12 protein-coding genes and 1 pseudogene are annotated in these 19,279 nt (G+C 38.1%); 11 read left to right on the top strand and 2 right to left on the bottom strand.

What is annotated here, in order from left to right:
- The first annotated feature begins 33 nt into the window (after window positions 1-33).
- From ilvD to V6670_RS13350, 8 genes are all read left to right on the top strand, one after another.
- Window positions 34-1,704, top strand: coding sequence for a dihydroxy-acid dehydratase (ilvD, locus tag V6670_RS13385; protein WP_036123280.1), 1,671 nt, complete (start codon window positions 34-36; stop codon window positions 1,702-1,704).
- Between the two features lie 483 nt (window positions 1,705-2,187).
- Window positions 2,188-3,954 (top strand): biosynthetic-type acetolactate synthase large subunit, encoded by a 1,767-nt coding sequence (gene ilvB / locus V6670_RS13380; RefSeq protein ID WP_338651396.1) that lies wholly within the window; start codon window positions 2,188-2,190, stop codon window positions 3,952-3,954.
- On the top strand, window positions 3,951-4,466 hold the full coding sequence (gene ilvN / locus V6670_RS13375; protein WP_036123293.1) for an acetolactate synthase small subunit: 516 nt from the start codon (window positions 3,951-3,953) through the stop codon (window positions 4,464-4,466). Before ilvB ends, ilvN begins: the two co-directional genes overlap by 4 nt.
- Window positions 4,467-4,551: 85 nt before the next feature.
- Window positions 4,552-5,586 carry a ketol-acid reductoisomerase gene (gene ilvC / locus V6670_RS13370; protein ID WP_036123296.1) on the top strand — a complete coding sequence of 345 codons (1,035 nt, stop codon included), beginning with the start codon at window positions 4,552-4,554 and terminating at the stop codon, window positions 5,584-5,586.
- Between the two features lie 369 nt (window positions 5,587-5,955).
- A complete protein-coding gene (gene leuB, locus V6670_RS13365) occupies window positions 5,956-7,056 on the top strand; it encodes a 3-isopropylmalate dehydrogenase (protein WP_036123302.1) in 1,101 nt (366 codons plus the stop codon).
- A gap of 17 nt (window positions 7,057-7,073) precedes the next feature.
- A complete protein-coding gene (gene leuC / locus V6670_RS13360; protein ID WP_338651394.1) occupies window positions 7,074-8,483 on the top strand; it encodes a 3-isopropylmalate dehydratase large subunit in 1,410 nt (469 codons plus the stop codon).
- 31 nt (window positions 8,484-8,514) lie between these two features.
- Window positions 8,515-9,105, top strand: coding sequence for a 3-isopropylmalate dehydratase small subunit (gene leuD / locus V6670_RS13355; protein WP_141903680.1), 591 nt, complete (start codon window positions 8,515-8,517; stop codon window positions 9,103-9,105).
- A gap of 988 nt (window positions 9,106-10,093) precedes the next feature.
- The gene (locus V6670_RS13350; protein ID WP_338651393.1) at window positions 10,094-13,321 is read left to right on the top strand and encodes a collagenase; all 3,228 of its coding nucleotides are present in this window, start codon (window positions 10,094-10,096) and stop codon (window positions 13,319-13,321) included.
- 137 nt (window positions 13,322-13,458) lie between these two features.
- Here V6670_RS13350 and V6670_RS13345 read toward each other — a convergent pair whose 3' ends face one another.
- Window positions 13,459-15,171 (bottom strand): methyl-accepting chemotaxis protein, encoded by a 1,713-nt coding sequence (locus V6670_RS13345; RefSeq protein WP_338651392.1) that lies wholly within the window; start codon window positions 15,169-15,171, stop codon window positions 13,459-13,461.
- A 278-nt stretch (window positions 15,172-15,449) separates the two neighbouring features.
- Between V6670_RS13345 and tnpA the strand changes: the two are divergent.
- Window positions 15,450-15,929: pseudogene (gene tnpA / locus V6670_RS13340) on the top strand (IS200/IS605 family transposase).
- A gap of 253 nt (window positions 15,930-16,182) precedes the next feature.
- On the opposite strand, the gene V6670_RS13335 reads toward tnpA, so the two are convergent.
- Window positions 16,183-17,391, bottom strand: a complete 1,209-nt coding sequence (locus V6670_RS13335; protein ID WP_338651391.1) for an MFS transporter — start codon at window positions 17,389-17,391, stop codon at window positions 16,183-16,185.
- Between the two features lie 236 nt (window positions 17,392-17,627).
- Here V6670_RS13335 and V6670_RS13330 point away from each other — a divergent pair, with 236 nt between their 5' ends.
- Together V6670_RS13330 and rbsK are read left to right on the top strand one after the other, a co-directional pair.
- Window positions 17,628-18,068 (top strand): Lrp/AsnC family transcriptional regulator, encoded by a 441-nt coding sequence (locus V6670_RS13330; protein ID WP_338651390.1) that lies wholly within the window; start codon window positions 17,628-17,630, stop codon window positions 18,066-18,068.
- Between the two features lie 245 nt (window positions 18,069-18,313).
- Complete coding sequence (rbsK, locus tag V6670_RS13325) at window positions 18,314-19,195, top strand: ribokinase (protein WP_338651389.1); 882 nt, start codon at window positions 18,314-18,316, stop codon at window positions 19,193-19,195.
- Window positions 19,196-19,279 lie beyond the last annotated feature (84 nt).

Raw genomic sequence — 19,279 nt, 5'->3', positions numbered from 1 at the left:
ACATAGTATGGATAGCAATGAGGGGCGTTTAAAATGAGAAGTGACATGATTAAAGTAGGCGTAGATCGAGCGCCACATCGAAGTCTTTTATATGCAACAGGCAAAGTAAAAGCAAAAGATTTAGGCAAACCATTTATTGGGGTTTGTAACTCATATATCGACATAATACCAGGTCACGTTCATTTACGTACGTTCGCTGATGTAGTGAAAGAAGCCATTATTGAAGCGGGTGGTATTCCATTCGAATTTAATACAATTGGTGTCGATGATGGTATTGCAATGGGGCATATTGGTATGCGTTATTCATTACCAAGTCGTGAAATTATAGCAGACTCAGCAGAGACAGTTATTAATGCACATTGGTTTGATGGTGTATTTTATATTCCAAACTGTGACAAAATTACACCAGGGATGCTGATGGCAGCAGTTCGCACAAACGTACCATCTATTTTTGTTTCTGGTGGTCCAATGGAGGCTGGTACTTCTGCTTCAGGCAAGCAGCTTTCTTTAACCTCTGTTTTTGAAGGCGTAGGAGCCCATAAATCAGGAAAGATGTCATCTGAAGAGCTGTTAGATATTGAAAATAATGCATGTCCAACATGTGGCTCATGCTCAGGGATGTTTACAGCCAACTCGATGAACTGTTTAATGGAAATGCTTGGTGTTGCTCTACCGGGGAATGGTACAATCGTTGCCACTTCTGAAGAGCGTCACAAGCTGATTAAAGAAGCAGCCAAACAATTAATTCGTATGGTCAAGGAAGACATTAAGCCACGCGACATTATTACAAAAGAGTCAATTGATGATGCTTTTGCTCTTGATATGGCAATGGGAGGCTCCACAAACACTGTTCTTCATACATTAGCCATTGCCAATGAAGCAGAAATAGATTACAACATTGAAGATATTAATAAAGTAGCAGAGCGAGTACCCTATTTAGCGAAAATTATGCCTGCATCTGATATTTCAATGGATGATATCAATAAAGCGGGTGGTGTTAGTGCCATTATTAATGAATTAACATCCATTCCGGGAGCTATTCATCCAGATCGCCCAACCGTTGCAGGTGTAACGATGGGTGAGCTTGTCAAAGATTATCACATCACGAATGATCAAGTCATTCGAACAAAAGACAATCCCTATAGTGCTGTAGGTGGGTTATCGGTGTTATTTGGTAACATTGCACCTGATGGCTCCGTTATTAAAGTAGGTGCAGTAGATCCTTCCATCAAAGTATTCAAGGGAGAGGCAATCGTCTTTGATTCCCAGGAAGCAGCGCAGGAAAACATTGATAATGGAATAGTGAAAGAGGGCCATGTAGTCGTCATTCGCTATGAAGGACCTAAGGGTGGCCCAGGGATGCCTGAAATGCTTGCACCAACATCTGCGATTCAAGGTCGTGGTCTTGGTACAAAGGTTGCATTAATTACAGATGGTCGTTTCTCAGGTGCATCTCGAGGTATTTCAATTGGTCATATTTCACCAGAAGCTGCTGAAGGCGGTCCAATCGCCTTAGTAGAAAACGGAGATATTATTGAAATTGATCTACCAAATCGTACGATTAATGTACAAGTTTCAGATGAAGTTTTAGCTGAACGTCGTGCAAAATTACCAGTCTTTGAGCCAAAAATCAAACGTGGTTGGTTAGCAAGATATTCAAAATTAGTGACGAACGCTTCCACTGGCGGCGTAATGAAAATTTAACAACTAGATAAATGAAAACGTTGATGAGGTTAAAGGTTCTAGAGCCTTGTATCTACCAGAGAGCCGGTCGTGCTGGAAGCCGGCGATACAACTAGATCCGACATCCCCTCGGAGTGGGCTATTAAACGTGTTTACACCATTAGATAGCTCCGGGCATAGTCGAAAGTGCTCGTTATTAATGAATAAATGTTTTATGACACCCTATTGGATGTGAAATTTTTCGCATAGGTGTATAAATGCAGTCATTTATTCGCGAGGTAGCAATTATTTGCTATAAAAAAGGGTGGTACCATGGAAAGTCTTTTTCATCCCTACGTAAGGTAGTTCTTTGCGTGTGGAGAAAAGGGCTTTTTTATTATTTTCACGACGTAATGAGCAAACTCTCAATGAAAAGGAAGAGAGGTAGACTTACCAGCTAGTGGCACTTTACTAATCTAGAACACTGATGTATGACTTTGAAAGAAATGAAGGAGGCATAAATTGATGAGTGCGAATGTTTCAATCAATGAACAAGAACAATTAGCAACAACAGCAACGGCTGAACAAACCTATCAAGCGAAGGACGGTGCAGATGTTTTAGTGCAGGCGTTGCATGATCAAGGTGTTGAAATCATCTTTGGCTATCCAGGTGGAGCCGTATTACAAATCTATGATGCGATGTATAAAAATCCGATTCGCCATATTTTAACAAGACATGAACAGGGGGCTATTCATGCGGCTGAAGGCTATGCACGTGTCTCAGGTAAAACAGGCGTTGTCATTGCCACAAGTGGACCTGGTGCAACAAACCTCGTAACAGGTATTGCGGATGCCATGATTGATTCCATCCCATTAGTTGTCTTCACAGGTCAGGTTGCTACATCTGTCATTGGAACAGATGCTTTCCAAGAAGCTGATATCATGGGGATTACGACACCAATCACAAAGCACAATTACCAAGTGCAGGATGTCAATGACATTCCACGTATTGTGAAGGAAGCATTCCATATTGCGAGCACTGGACGTAAGGGACCAGTGGTTGTGGACTTTCCAAAAAACGTTTCACAAATGTTATTTGATGTAGAGAATCCACCACAAGCACCAGATGAAATTTACTTACCAGGCTATCAACCAACCTATAAACCAAACTATTTACAAATTCAAAAGGCGATTCAAGCAATTTCTTTGGCAAAAAATCCAGTTATTTTAGCTGGTGCAGGTGTTCTCTTTGCTGACGCACGTGAGGAATTAACGGCTTTTGCTGAAAAATACCGTATCCCCGTAACGAATACATTGCTAGGGCTAGGCTCCATTCATGGGGAACATGATTTATTCCTTGGGATGGCAGGGATGCACGGTACGGTTACAGCGAATACAGCCATCACAAAATCAGATTTACTACTCAATATCGGTGCACGTTTTGATGATCGCTTAACAGGAAATTTAGCCACATTTGCACCAAATGCAACGATTATCCATATCGATATTGACCCTGCTGAAATTGGTAAAAACGTACCGACAGATATTCCTATTGTTGCGGATGCAAAAGAGGCGTTAAAGGCATTGTTGAAAAAGGATTTTGAAGGTCCTGATACAGCAGACTGGCTAGCCTTTTTAAATAATCATACGAATGAATACCCATTGTGGTATTGCAAAGATGCCAATACGCAAGAAATCTTACCACAAGAGGCATTGCAATTAGTGCACAAGATTACAGAGGGTGATGCCATTGTGACGACAGATGTAGGGCAGCATCAAATGTGGGCAGCACAATACTACCATTTAAATAATGATCATGCATGGGTAACGTCTGGTGGACTTGGTACGATGGGCTTCGGCTTCCCAGCCGCAATTGGGGCTCAGTTTGCGAAGCCAGACAAAAAAGTTATTTCGATTGTAGGAGATGCTGGATTCCAAATGACGGCACAGGAGCTATCTATTCTACAGGAATTTAACTTACCAGTAAAAATAGTGATTTTGAATAATAGTTGTCTTGGAATGGTGCGTCAATGGCAACAAACATTCTATGAAGAACGTTATTCATCGTCGCTGATGCCAATCCAACCAGATTTTGTTAAATTAGCAGATGCCTATAATATTAAAGGCTATCGTATTAACACAATCGATGAGGCGGAGAATATTTTCCGTGAGGCACTACTTTCTGATGAGCCAGTATTAATTGATTGTCGAGTGAAACAGCTTGAATGTGTTTACCCAATGGTAGCACCAGGCAAAGGCTTACATGAAATGATTGGGGTGAAAAAGAATTGAAACGAGTAATTACCGTAACTGTGATTAACCAAAGTGGTGTATTAAACCGATTGACAGGTTTGTTGATGAAGCGACAGTTCAATATTGAATCGATTACAGTAGGGCATACTGAACAACCAAATTTTTCTAAGATGACCTTTGTTGTCAATGTTGAGGATGAACGCAAAATCGAGCAGCTAGTAAAACAATTATCCAAGCAAATTGATGTGTTAAAAGTCAATGATATTACCGACAAATCAATTGTTCTGCGAGAGCTGGCGCTAGTAAAGGTTATTTCACCACCAAATCTACGCTTGGAAATGAATTCGATTGTTGAACCATTTCGTGCACAAATTATTGATACAGCCAAAAATGTTGTGACGTATCAAGTAGTAGGGCACCCAGAAAAGATTGATGCCTTTATCGAACTCATTCGACCATATGGCATTAAAGAACTGACACGTACAGGAGCCACTGCCTCTGTTCGTGAAACGCAAAAAATCTCAAACCCACAGCTCTCTATTTTAAAATAGTTTGCATATAAAATTGATAGCTTTATTGAAACAGCAAGTTGCTAAAGCTATGAAAACCAAACCAAATTCTAGGAGGAAATAAACTATGGCTACAATGTACTATGAACAAAACATCAACGAGGACGTATTAAAAGGAAAAAAAATCGCTATTATCGGTTACGGCTCACAAGGTCATGCACATGCACTAAACCTTAAAGAATCAGGCTTTGACGTAGTAGTTGGGGTTCGCCCAGGTGGATCATTCGATGCTGCGAAAGCTGATGGTATTGATGTGAAAACTGTGGCTGAGGCTGCACAAGAAGCAGATGTGATTCAAATTTTATTACCAGATGAGCGTCAAAAAGCGGTTTATGAAGCAGAAATTGCACCCTATTTACAAGCTGGTAAAGCACTGATGTTTGCGCACGGCTTCAATATCCATTTTGGTCAAATTACACCGCCAGCAGATGTTGACGTATTTTTAGTAGCACCAAAAGGACCAGGACATTTAGTTCGTCGTCAATTCCAAGAAGGTGCTGGTGTACCAGGTCTATTCGCTATCCATCAAGATGCTACTGGGCAAGCAAAAGATTTAGCACTTGCTTATGGGAAAGGAATTGGTGCTGCGCGAGGTGGTTTACTTGAAACAACATTCAAAGAAGAAACAGAGACGGATTTATTCGGTGAACAAGCGGTACTTTGTGGTGGTGCAACCCAGCTAGTAAGAGCAGGTTTCGAAACGTTAGTAGAAGCTGGCTACCAACCAGAGCTAGCTTACTTTGAAACGCTACATGAACTTAAATTAATTGTAGACCTAATGTTTGAAGGTGGTATGGCTACAATGCGCTACTCGGTATCTGATACAGCAGAGTGGGGAGATTATGTGGCAGGACCACGCATTATTGATGAAACTGTAAAGGCTCGTATGAAAGACGTGTTAACAGATATCCAAGATGGCACATTTGCACGTCGTTGGATTCAAGAAAATGAAAATGGTCGTCCAGAATATACAAAATTCAAGGAAGCTGGTGCGAACCACCAAATCGAAGAAGTTGGCGCGAAATTACGTGCTATGATGCCATTCATCAACGAAGGGAAAGAAAAAGTTGTACGAGAAGTAGCGGCAAGTGCGAAAAATTAATATTTTCGATACTGCGCTTCGCAATGGCGAACAATTGGCTGAGATCCACTTAACCGCAGCTGAAAATTTACTATGAGGGATATATCGACTACCGGCCGTAACTCCTCTCAAGATGTTTAGAAGCTTCTTTTAAATGACATTAACCGTCATTTAATAGCAGGCCTTCGGGAGCACATCCTGTATAGGTTTTACAGGTAGTGAATCGTATGACATACCATTCACAAGTCGGATGCAATGATGATATGGCGTATTGTATCCATTCACAAAAAATTACGCGTAGACGTAATGAATGCGCCCACCTAAATTAATGGTAGGTGGGCGTCTTTACTAAATTAGCGAATGCGCTATACAAAGAAAGGTGTTTTGATGATGGAGAGAAAAATTACAGTACTTCCTGGTGATGGGATTGGCCCTGAGGTTGTTGCTTCTGCTGTACGTGTATTACAAGTGATTGGTAAACGATTTAATCATACTTTTCATTTAGGATATGCAACAATTGGAGGTGCTGCCATCGACCAGCACAATAATCCACTACCAGAAGAAACAATCGAGATGTGTGAAAATAGTGATGCGATTTTATTAGGTGCTGTAGGTGGTCCAAAGTGGGATCAGAATCCACCTGAATTACGCCCGGAAAAAGGGTTATTGCGAATTCGCAAACACTTCGATCTTTTTGCAAATCTACGTCCAGTAAAGGCGTTCCCGAGTTTACTAGATGCTTCACCATTGAAACGTGAAGTAGCTGAAAATGTTGATTTAATGATTGTACGTGAACTAACAGGCGGCGTATACTTCGGGGAACCACGTATGCGTACTGAAAATGGCGCAATTGATACCACTGTCTACTCAAAAGCAGAAGTGGAACGTATTGTTGAAAATGCCTTTGAGCTAGCACGTTTACGTGGCGGCAAATTATGCTCTGTTGATAAGGCGAATGTGCTTGAAACAAGTCGCTTATGGCGAGAAGTCGTAGAAGCTAAGAAAAAAGATTATCCAGATGTGATCGTAGAACATAATCTAGTAGACTCTGTGGCGATGAAACTTATTACAAACCCAGGACACTATGATGTTGTAGTCACCGAAAATATGTTTGGTGATATTTTAAGTGATGAAGCTTCTGTCATTACTGGCTCTTTAGGTGTATTACCATCAGCATCTATCCGTGGCGATAATTTTGGATTATATGAACCAGTACATGGGTCAGCACCAGAAATTGCAGGGCAAGGAGTCGCAAACCCTGCAGCAACCATTCTTTCTGTCGCTATGATGCTACAATATTCATTTGGCTTAACAGAAGAGGCAGCAGAAATTGAGCGTGCTGTTAGTGCGGTATTTGATGATGGTTACTTTACAGCAGATCTAGCCCGTGACGGCAATCGTATTCTTTCGACAAATGAATGGACAGATAAAGTAATTAATGAAATTGATACTAGCTTTGTTTCACAAAGCATTATGACAACATATATTTAAAGAAATAGGTGAAGACAATGGGTAAAAATATAATTGAAAAGATTTGGGATAAACATGTAGTTTATCAGGAAGAGGGCAAACCGGACCTGTTATATATTGATCTTCATTTAATTCATGAAGTAACATCTCCGCAAGCTTTTGAAGGGCTACGTTTGAATGGACGTAAAGTGCGTCGTCCTGATTTAAGCTTTGCGACAATGGATCATAATGTACCAACGAAAAATTTACCGACTATCCATGATCCCATTGCACGCAATCAAATTGAAACATTGGCTAAAAATGCTGAAGAATTTGGCGTTGAGCTAGCAGGGATGGGTCACCCTGACCAAGGCATTGTACATGTTATCGGGCCTGAGCTAGGGCTAACACAGCCAGGTAAAACAATTGTCTGTGGTGACTCACATACATCCACTCACGGTGCCTTTGGGGCAATTGCTTTTGGTATTGGTACATCAGAGGTAGAGCATGTATTATCGACGCAAACATTATGGCAAAATAAGCCGAAGACGATGGAAATTCGTGTTGAAGGGGAGCTACAAGTTGGCGTAGCAGCTAAAGATATTATTTTAGCCGTTATTGCGAAGTTCGGCATTGGCGTTGGTACAGGACATATTGTGGAGTTCACTGGAGAGGCAATCCACAAATTATCAATGGAAGAACGTATGACGATTTGTAATATGTCGATTGAGGCTGGAGCAAAAGCAGGGCTCATCTCACCTGACCAAACAACCGTCGATTATATTCGTGGTCGCAAATATGCACCCCAGGGTAAGAAATTAGAGGAAGCAGCTGCTTATTGGCTAAGCCTTGCCTCAGACGAGGATGCTACGTACGATACAGTTCGTATCATACAAGCAGAAGAAATTGAACCTATCATTACATGGGGTACCAATCCCTCGATGGGTACGGGTGTTTCAGGATATGTGCCTACACAGGCAGATTACGAGGATGAATCTGATAAGGCCGCACTTCAAAAAGCGCTTGCTTATATGGGCTTAGAGGAAGGGCAATCCTTAACATCCATTGACATCCAGCATGTCTTTATTGGCTCCTGTACAAATTCACGAATTAGTGATTTACGTGCGGCAGCTAATATCATCAAAGGACGCAAGGTGCATGATAAAGTCACAGCGATTGTTGTGCCAGGGTCGCATACTACGAAAAAGCAAGCGGAGGCAGAAGGTTTGGATAAAATCTTTATGGAAGCTGGCTTTGAATGGCGGGAGTCAGGTTGCTCCATGTGTTTAGCCATGAATGATGATGTCGTACCAGCTGGTGAACGCTGTGCTTCTACATCTAACCGCAACTTTGAAGGGCGTCAGGGCGCGGGTTCTCGTACACATTTAGTATCACCACCAATGGCAGCAGCCGCTGCGATTGCAGGTCATTTTGTTGATGTGCGTGAATTTGTGAAGGAAACTGTGTAAATCTTGCTTTACACGGAAGGGATGAGTAAAAATGGAACCAATTAATATCGTCAATAGTGTCATCACACCACTTGATCGTAAAAATGTTGATACAGATCAAATTATTTCAAAAGAATTTCTAAAACGCATTGAGCGCACAGGTTTTGGGCAGTATTTATTTTATCACTGGCGCTATGATGCACAAGGCAATGAAGTAACAGATTTCGTATTAAATAAACCTGAATTTAAAGCATCAAAAATTCTAGTAGCACAAGATAATTTCGGCTGTGGCTCATCTCGTGAGCATGCACCATGGGCCATTTTAGATTATGGTTTTAATGTAGTGATAGCACCTTCCTTTGCAGATATCTTCCATAATAACTGCTTTAAAAATGGAATTTTACCTATTAAGCTAACAGAAGCCGAATGCGATGATATTCTGGCTAAAGGTTTAGCAAAGCCGTACACAATGGAAGTAAATCTGGCAGAGCAAACTGTAACGGGTGAAGATGGTACAGTGTATCAATTCTCGATTGATCCGTATTATAAGGAAACGTTACTCAATGGCTGGGATGAAATCGCCTTAACCTTTAAATACGAAGACCATATTGCTACCTACGAAGCAAAGCGGATAGCCTATTAATTTGATAGATTGAAGACAATTTTATGTTGTCTTCAATCATACATAGTGTTGAAAAACAAAACTATCTATAGCATTTTTGTGAAAGGTGAAAATGGATTTCTGTTGCAGGCTACTTGCTTCCCTGTGTGCGAGCGGGAGTCAGGTAGTCTTGCATAAAATGTTTCTTTTTAGCAAAGGTTTTCAAATAAAGTGAAGGTATTCACTATAGAAAATAAGAGCCTATCCTATCCTTTCTCTAATCATATAAATAGTAGGCTATTTTGTTCACTACGGCTCGTATGAAAGATAAGGAAAAGACACTTTTACCACATGGTTGATTGAAGTGGAGCCAGCATCACTCCTGGGAGATTTAGCGTCACAGAGGAAACCCTGGAGCGAACGCAGTGAGCGAAGCGGCTCATCGGACGCCCCCTGAAAAGGAAGCTGGCGGAACGGACATCAACCCCTCGCCTTTCAAAATGGGTTGACATCACCTTTTTTCAATAACATGACTGAAGACAACTTTATGTTGTCTTCAGTTTTTTCTTTTACAGTGAAATAAAGTAAAGCTGTTGATTTCCACTACTGATGGATCAATTAGCACCCAAAGATCATTTAGTATGAAAACTAGAGACTGCTATTGATTTCGTTTATTTATCCAGTAGAAAACCTCTCTTCAGCCTAACATCCAAGCATTAATCCCGTCATTCTCATGTCATAAATGTTCGGCTTCCTCCACAGATGATTCCCAAATATAACGTTGAATGAGTTTCTGGTGATTTGTCTATTAAAGAAATGTTTAGCTTCCCCATACTCATATATAAATGGAAGGTACCAGGTTCTATAGTCTAATTGTGTCTTAGTGTTCAAATTATAAAAGAAAAAATTCCTAAATATAACATTATCTATTGATATTTTTACATAATATGTTATTTTAAAATAGGTAATATAGTACCAAATAATAAATATATTACCAAATAGCGGATATAGTACTATAGGAGGACTTATTATGAAGAAAAAATTTAAATTCAATCAAGTGTTAATTGGGATTAGTACAATGGCACTGTCGTTAGGAGGGTTACAAGCAGAAGCATCAGCAGCAGAAAAAACGCCCTATAATGTATTACAAATGAAACCGGTTGGCATAGAAACGCCGAAAGATGAAATTGTACACTCTACAAAGGCTGATGAAACATTATCATTTGATGAACGTTTGGAAATTGGAGATTTTTCGCAACATCCAGCTCCAATTATAGAACAGGCTGATACGAAGCAATTGCAGGAAAAGTACTCGATGGCAGAGCTTAATAAAATGAACGATAGTGAGCTAATTGATACGCTAGGAAATATTCGGTGGTATCAAATAACAGACTTGTTCCAATTCAGTAAGGAAACAAAAGCTTTCTATCAAAATGAAGAACGCATGCAAGTGATTATTAATGAATTAGGGAAAAGAGGAAGTTCTTTTACGAAAGATGATTCAAAGGGGATTGAAACATTTGTTGAGCTATTGCGTTCGGCTTTTTATGTAGCATTTTATAATAACGAACTAGGTTATTTAAACGAGAGAAGTTTCCAAGATAAGTGTTTACCAGCATTAAAAGAAATAGCTAAGAATCCGAACTTTAAACTAGGTACAGTTGAACAAGATAAAGTAGTATCTGCCTATGGGAAATTAATAGGTAATGCTTCTAGTGATGCGGAAACAGTTCAACTTGCTACGAAGATTTTAAAGCAGTATAACGAAAATCTCTCTACATTTGAAGACGAGTCGTCAAAAGGACAAGCTATATACGATGTAATACATGGCATTGATTATGACTTACAGTCGTATTTATATGATACTCGTAAAGAAGCTAATACGACGATGTGGTATGGCAAAATTGATAGCTTCATAAATGAAGTTAATAAAATTGCTCTTATACATAATGTGACAGATAACAATAGTTGGTTAATCAATAATGGCATTTATTATGCAGGGCGTTTAGGAGGCTTCCATAGTAATCCGAATAAAGGTTTAGAAGTTGTTACACAAGCGATGCAAATGTATCCATATTTAAGTGAAGCTTATTTTGTAGCAGTAGAGCAAATTACTACAAATTATGGTGGAAAAGACTATAGTGGAAAGACAGTAGATTTACAGCAAGTACGTGAAGAAGGAAAGAAGCAGTATCTATCGAAAACATATACATTTGATGATGGATCCATTGTATTTAAAACGGGAGATCAAGTAACAGAAGACAAAATTCAAAGATTATACTGGGCTGCAAAAGAAGTAAAAGCACAATATCATCGTGTAATTGGGAATGATAAAGCATTAGAACCAGGTAATGCTGACGATGTCTTAACAGTAGTCATTTATAACTCTCCAGATCAATATCGATTAAACCGTCAATTGTATGGATATGAAACAAATAATGGTGGTATTTATATTGAAGAGAATGGAACGTTCTTTACATATGAACGGACGCCAGAGCAAAGTATTTATAGTTTAGAAGAGTTGTTCCGTCATGAATATACACATTATTTACAGGGGAGGTATGAGGTTCCTGGTTTATTCGGAACAGGTGATATGTACCAAAACGAGCGACTAACATGGTTCCAGGAAGGAAATGCAGAATTTTTCGCAGGATCAACGCGTACAAATGACATTGTTCCACGTAAGAGTATTATTAGTGGATTATCAGAGGATCCATCACAACGCTATACAGCTGAACAAACAATGTTTGCAAAATATGGATCATGGGATTTTTATAACTATTCATTTGCATTGCAGTCTTATATGTATAATCACCAATTTGATACATTTGATAGGATTCAAGATTTAATTCGAGCGAACGATGTGAAAAATTATGATGCGTATCGAGACACTTTAAGTAAAGATCCACAACTAAATGCGGAATACCAAGCCTATATGCAGCAATTGATTGATAATCAAGAAAAATACGAGGTTCCACAAGTATCAGAAGATTATTTAGTGCAACATCAACCAAAAGCGTTAGACGAAGTGGAGCAAGAAATTGTCGATATTGCTAACATAAAAGATGGAAATATGACAAAACATAAATCTCAATTTTTTAATACATTTACACTCGAAGGCACGTATATTGGTAGTGAAACACAAGGTGAATCTCAAGATTGGAAAACGATGAGTAAGCAAGTGAACCAAGTATTGGAGCAACTGTCGCAAAAAGAATGGAGCGGCTATAAAACAGCGACAGCGTATTTTGTAAACTACCGTGTGAATGCGGCAAACCAGTTTGAATATGATGTTGTTTTCCATGGCATTGCGACGGATGAGGGAGAAAATCAAGCGCCTTTTGTAAATATAAATGGTCCATATACTGGAATCAAAAATGAAAAAATCCAGTTCAAAAGCGATGGTTCAAAAGATCACAATGGAGATATCGTTTCTTATCTTTGGGATTTTGGTGATGGAAAAACAAGTGAAGAGGCAAACCCTATTCATGTATACGAAGATGAAGGAACATACAATGTGATATTAACAGTGCAAAATGATAAGGGAATAGCAAGTAAAGCTAAAACAATTGTAACTGTATGGAGAGGGGAGCAAACAGAGAATAATCATCCCGAAGAAGCGACTATCATTCCATTTAATATGCCTCTAAAAGGTAGTTTGATTGATAAGGATACGAATGTCTATCAATTCGATATTACGTCTCCAGAAGAAATAGATATTTCTGTTGTAAATGAAAACCAAATTGGCATGACATGGGTGCTTTATCATGAGTCTGATATGCAAAATTACACTTCTTATGGACAGGAAGATGGAAATATTATAAAAGGAAAATTGAATGCGGAACCAGGAAAATATTATTTATATATTTATAAATTTGATAATGAAAACGGGACATATACAGTAAATGTACGGAATGGAGCGCAAACAGAGATAGAACCAAACAATCATCCCGAAGAAGCGACTATGATGCCATTTAATATGCCAATAAAAGGTAGCTTGCTTGATGATGATAATACGGATATATATCAATTCGATGTTACGTCTCCAGAAGAAATAGATATTTCTGTCGTAAATGAAAATCAAATTGGCATGACATGGGTACTTTATCATGAGTCTGATATGCAAAGTTACACTTCCTATGGACAGGAAGATGGAAGTATTATAAAAGGAAAATTAAATGCAAAACCAGGAAAGTATTATTTATATATTTATAAATTTGATAATGAAAATGGGACATATACTGTTAATGTACACTAATACTATTTTTAAAGATAAACGAAAGTTCTTGTTTTAGTGTGACGAGTAGCATTGAAAACTAAATAGTGTACGTAAGACATTCCTAGTTTAAAAAGCCCAATTTCTCTGTAATTAAATAGAGAAATTGGGCTTTGTTCTTACAATCGAGTTGAGTTTGTTTGAATCGTAAATTTTGAGACATTTTCCTGCATTTTATTAGCTAACTTTGCTAATTCTTCACTGGAATTGGCAATTTCATAAATGGAGTTTGTTTGATTTTGTAAATATGCGGCTGCTTCTTCCGTACCAGCTGCATTTTCTTCCGATATGGCAGATAAGTTTTGTAGAATATCTATTACTTCGTCCTTCTTTTCACCCATATTATTGCCTAGGTTATATAATTCCTCAATGACCGTTTTTATTTTTTCAATAGAGTTTGCAACATCTTCAAACTTGCCATTCGTAGTTTTAACACTTGTAGCTTGAGAATTGACAATATGATTCACTTCTTGGATAGTCTGAACAGCTTGTCCAGTTTTTGCTGTTAAGTCTCCTATAACAGTGGCAATTTCCTTAGTGAATTGATTTGATTGCTCCGCCAATTTTCGTATTTCGTCCGCAACAACTGCAAACCCTTTTCCAGCTTCGCCAGCTCTAGATGCTTCAATAGCAGCATTTAAAGCTAATAAATTCGTTTGTTCCGAAATGGTTCTTATCATCTGGCTTGCATTTTGAATTTTCCCAGAGCTTTCGTTTGTCGTGAGAATGATGTCATAAATTTCTTTTGCTGCCTTATTATTTTCTTCTGTTTTAGCAACAAGCTCTTTTAATATGAGTAAGCTTTCATCTTTAATATGGCTTACTTCATCGACAAATAGATTCAGATTTTCTAAATGATCCTGATTACTTTCAATTAATTCTCCTAGCTCTCCAATACTTGCAGTCCCATATTCGGTATCTTTTGCTTGTTCCACAGCTCCCTTAGCAATGTCTTCAACAGCAGATGATAAATCCTTTGAAGACTCTAAAGAAGTACTGGTTGCATCTCTCAGTTCTTCAGATGATGAAGTAACCTTATTCGAAGTTAGACTGATTTCATTAAGTAAATCAACAAAGTGATTTTGCATCTCATTTAAAGCATATGTAAGCTTACCTACTTCATCGTTTCTACTTGTATATTTTGGGTGGATTAACTCAGTGAATTCTCCTTTTCCCATGTCATTGCATTTATCAACTGCTAACAGTAAAGGTTTGAACATTTTATTTAAAATAAAAATCATTAAAATAATGAATAAAATACAGCCAACAGCAACTGTAATAATTTCCTTTAGTAAAATGGCATTCGTAACTTTTGTGATGTCACCCTCGAAAATACCTACATCCATAGATCCGTAAAGCGTATTATTTATATAAATCGGTACCATTATATCGAAAGTCCAACTTTTCTGAACATCCGCATAAAATCTACTAGTCATCGTTTTCCCATTTTTCGCTCCATCTACAGAGTAGGAATCATCTTCATAGTTTTTACCTATTTTCTCCTTATCACTATGGGCAATTGCCGTGACATTTTTATCAATGACAACTGCATAAGCAATTCCATTTTGTTGTACTTTGTTTTCAACGAAATTTTGCAGTTCCACTGTAGGATTAGAGTTAGAAACTAGAATATTCTCCACTTGACGTGCAATTTCATCGACCTGCTGTATACTCTTTTCTAATAAAGCATCTGAAACATTTTCTTTAACTGTCTTAATATTTAAATAGGAACTGATGCTGATAATCGAAATAAACAGTAAAAGTGATATTCCAATAATACGATTTTTTAAGCTTCCTTTTCTGACTCTACCATTTTTCTGCTGTTGACCCATAGACACTTACCACCTTCTTTTTATTATCTCTATTTTAAAATTAATTATAGTACTTTAGTTGTAGTTAATCAATATGATTTAGAACAAGGGTATTACTATAGCTTTTTCATTTTCATCGTTTTAAAAATATTACCTTAGTTGGTGAACTTCCTTATTTTCTAGGTTTTGTTAGCTGTTCATTTTCGTATTTGAAAAAGGCTTACCACAAATCCTCTCATATCAACTATCTTTTGAAAATTTGACATATGGACAAATGAAGGAACGCTACTACAGGTGAGATGGTTTATGTTGAACATGGCAGGCAGCTTACATAGAATTGTAAGTATCACATTGTCTTTGCGCCAAAATATAGAAGGCAGATTATTTATGGACAAATCAAAGCAGACATAGGTAAAATTTTTCGCCAGTTATGTGAAAGAAAAGGAGTAGAAATTATAGAAGCAACAGCTTGCCCTGATCATATTCATATGTTGGTGAGTATTCCACCCAAACGAAGTGTTTCATCGTTTGTGGGATATTTGAAAGGGAAAAGTAGTTTAATGATATTCGATCGACATGCGAACCTGAAATACAAATATGGAAATAGAAAGTTTTGGTGTTGAGGATATTATGTAGATATAGTGGGAAGAAATAAAAAAATCATTCAGGAATATATATATAATCAATTACAAGAGGATATACTTGAGGATCAAATGACCATGAAAGAATTCATCGATCCTTTTACAGGAGAAGAAATAAAAGCAAACAAACGAAAGTAATAAGACCACTTTAGTGGTAGCGTGAAAATGGAGTGCGGTTGGCGGACCTTTCAGAGTGTCTTTAGACATGGGCCAGTATCCCAGCGTTTCACGAGAAGAGCAAACCACCAGTTAGACTGGTGGTTCTGATTTTATTAAATAGCAATACAATATAGCTTTGAAATAAAGTTGCAGTGTTTACAAAAAAAGATAAGATGTTTAAAATAAAGTCGCAACGAAATGGCTATGTGTTTCAAGGAATATCCTGATTTAATCATTGTTTTGTTTGAGGAAACCCAGAAACATTTGCGCGAAACGCTACTAGAAATCCAAGAAGAATGAGGATAAACATTACCCATGGAAAAGATACTACATCAAATGATTCCATCAGGATTGCTCCAATTGCACTCCCTCCACCGATAGCGAGGTTCCAAACAGTAACTAGCATTGATTGGGCAATATCTGCACCTTTTTTAGCATTATCTGCTATTGCTGTTTGCGTAAGTGTTGCTGCTCCTCCGAAAGTTAAACCCCATAAAGCTACAGCAATGTAAATGATAGCAGGGTGACTAATTCCGATACCTAATAATAATGATGCCAATCCAAATCCGGCTAGACTCATTAACACTAAAGTACGTAGTATACGCTCAATGAATATACCAATAGCCCAAATTCCAACTAAAGATGCAATACCGAAAACGAGTAAAACCAAATCAACTCGTTGCGCAAGACCTGCTTCGGAGAGGTATGGTCCGATATAAGTATAAAGTATGTTATGAGAAAGTATCCAAACTAATACAACAAATAAAATCGGACGAACCCCAGGGGTAATGAAAACCTTGAGCAGGGTCATTCGCTTTTCAGATGTTTGCCCAGGAAAGTCAGGGATTTTCCAGATAATCCATAAAATCAATAATACTGCTAAGAGTGACATTATTCCGAAAACAGATCTCCAGCCAACAAGGGAACCGAGAAATGCCCCAGCAGGAACACCAAAAGCTAATGCAAGAGGAGTACCAATCATGGCCACTGCCATTGCCCTTCCCTTAAGTAACTCTGGCGCCATAAGTCGTGCATATCCTGCGCTCATTCCCCACAGGACGCCTGCCGTTACACCCGCAAAGAATCGAGCTATTATAGTTAAGGTAAAACTAGAAGAAAGGGCTGTAATAGTATTAAATACAAGGAACCCAATAATACATAAAAGCAGCAAGGGTTTCCTATGCCACCCTTGTGTTGCAGTGGTTATAGGAATAGCTGCAATTATTGAGCCAAGAGCATAAGCTGTAACAAGTTGACCTGCAAGAGATTCGGACACAGCGAGTCCTTCACTTATCTGTATTAATAAACCAGCTGGTATAGTTTCGGTAAGGATACATATGAACCCTGCCATAGCTAGTGCAATTAAACCGGCCCAAGGGAGACGTTCTGAAGGTATTGCAGAAGATTTTTCATTTTGTTTAGTTAAATCATTATTATTCATTTATAAAAGACCTCCTGATTAGTTGATAGGATTAATTATACTAATGTCATTTTTAATTTTACATTTGATAATAAAGGTATTTTCGCGTATTTAACTATAAAATTAATGTATTTTGAGGATATTGCATTTGAAGTATAATATAATAATGTAGGAGGCATAGACACCTTACAATAGGATTAGTTAAATTAGCTATTCATTGTGAAATGTCAGTATCATATAAATGAAGGGGTGCTTAAATGGATAGTATTGATGCAGATATACTAATGCGTTTACAATCAGATGCTCGGTTGTCAATGACTTCCCTTGGAAAACTAATAGGGTTATCTCAACCAGCAATAACAGAGAGGGTAAAAAGACTAGAAGAACAAGAAGTGATTAAGAGCTACAGAGCTATAGTTTCGAATGAAAAAGTTGGGAAATCTACTGTTGCGTTTGTCCTTTTCCGGACTACAAAGTGCAATAATTTCGTTGATTATTGTAAGCAGGCCTCACAAGTAGTAGAGTGTCACCGAATTAGCGGAGAATACAATTATTTGATTAAAGTAGTAGTTGAATCAACAAAGGAACTTGAATTATTTGAAAATGATAGTATGAAGTATGGCGATTCCACTACATTGATTTCCTTATCATCACCTATTGAAAACAAGCCATTGATACCAAATTTAAGTGTTGAGTAACAAGTAGAGAGGCTTTTCAATTTTTCCAGGGTGCTCCAATAGAAAACTTAATGAACATGCAGGATTTCAAATTACTGCTGTTTCTGCTTATCAAGTGATTTCATTGGATATATTAGAAAAGTATCTAGATGATTTTTCGGTTTTTGCAAATATATTACTATAAAATTAGCTACTGAAATGAATACAATATTGTGTTCATTTCAGCTTTTATCTGCTAATCAAAAAGAAGAAAGGTAGTGAAATCAATGATTACAGTGATCGGAAGTTTAAATATGGATTTAGTTGTACAAATGGATACTTTTCCAAAACAAGGGGAAACCATTCTGGGCAATGCATTTCAAACGGTTCCTGGAGGAAAAGGGGCTAATCAAGCAGTTGCGGCAGCTCGTCTTGGCAGTGAAGTGGCAATGATTGGCTGTGTAGGTGAGGATTATTTTGGTAAGGCATTACAAGCCACTTTACAACAGGAGCAGATTCAGACAGATGCGATTGTAACTAGTACTTTTTCTCCTACAGGCATTGCCAATATTCTTCTTTACAATGACGATAATCGAATCGTTGTTGTACCTGGAGCAAACTATGCATTATCCCCATCTCACCTTGAAGCTTCTAAGGAATTGATACAAAAAAGTCAAATGGTGATCATACAGCTTGAAATTCCAAAGGAGACGACAGCCTACGCCATTCAATTATGTAAAGAAGCAGGTGTTTCTGTCCTATTAAATCCTGCACCAGCAGCCAATTTTGATGTGGAATGGATGGAGGATATTAGCTATTTAACGCCAAATGAAATAGAATGTGCTGAAATTTTTAATGAGCCGTTCGAGCAGCTTTTAGAAAAGTATCCTAATAAAATAATTTTGACACGAGGTAGTGATGGTGCAAGTTATTTCGATGGCTCCTATCCAATCCATGTACCAGGCTATATGACGACAGCTGTGGATACAACTGGGGCGGGAGACACGTTTAATGGGGCATTAGCCTATGCTTTAGTAGAGGGACAATCGTTGGATGAGGCCGTATACTTCGCCAATATTGCTGCTTCCTTGTCTGTAGAAAAATTTGGTGCACAAGGCGGCATGCCAACACTTAGAGCTGTTTACGCTCGGATGGCTGGAGTAGAGTAATAGTCTTCATTTAGGAGAAAGGTCATTGCAATAGAAATACAGAGGTAAGTAAAAATGATAATACCTCATACTTCTATTAAAATT

Source organism: Lysinibacillus sp. Y5S-8 (genome assembly GCF_036894365.1).
In the GTDB taxonomy this organism is placed as follows: domain Bacteria; phylum Bacillota; class Bacilli; order Bacillales_A; family Planococcaceae; genus Lysinibacillus; species Lysinibacillus fusiformis_D.
This window is presented reverse-complemented; position numbering and strand designations above follow the sequence as displayed.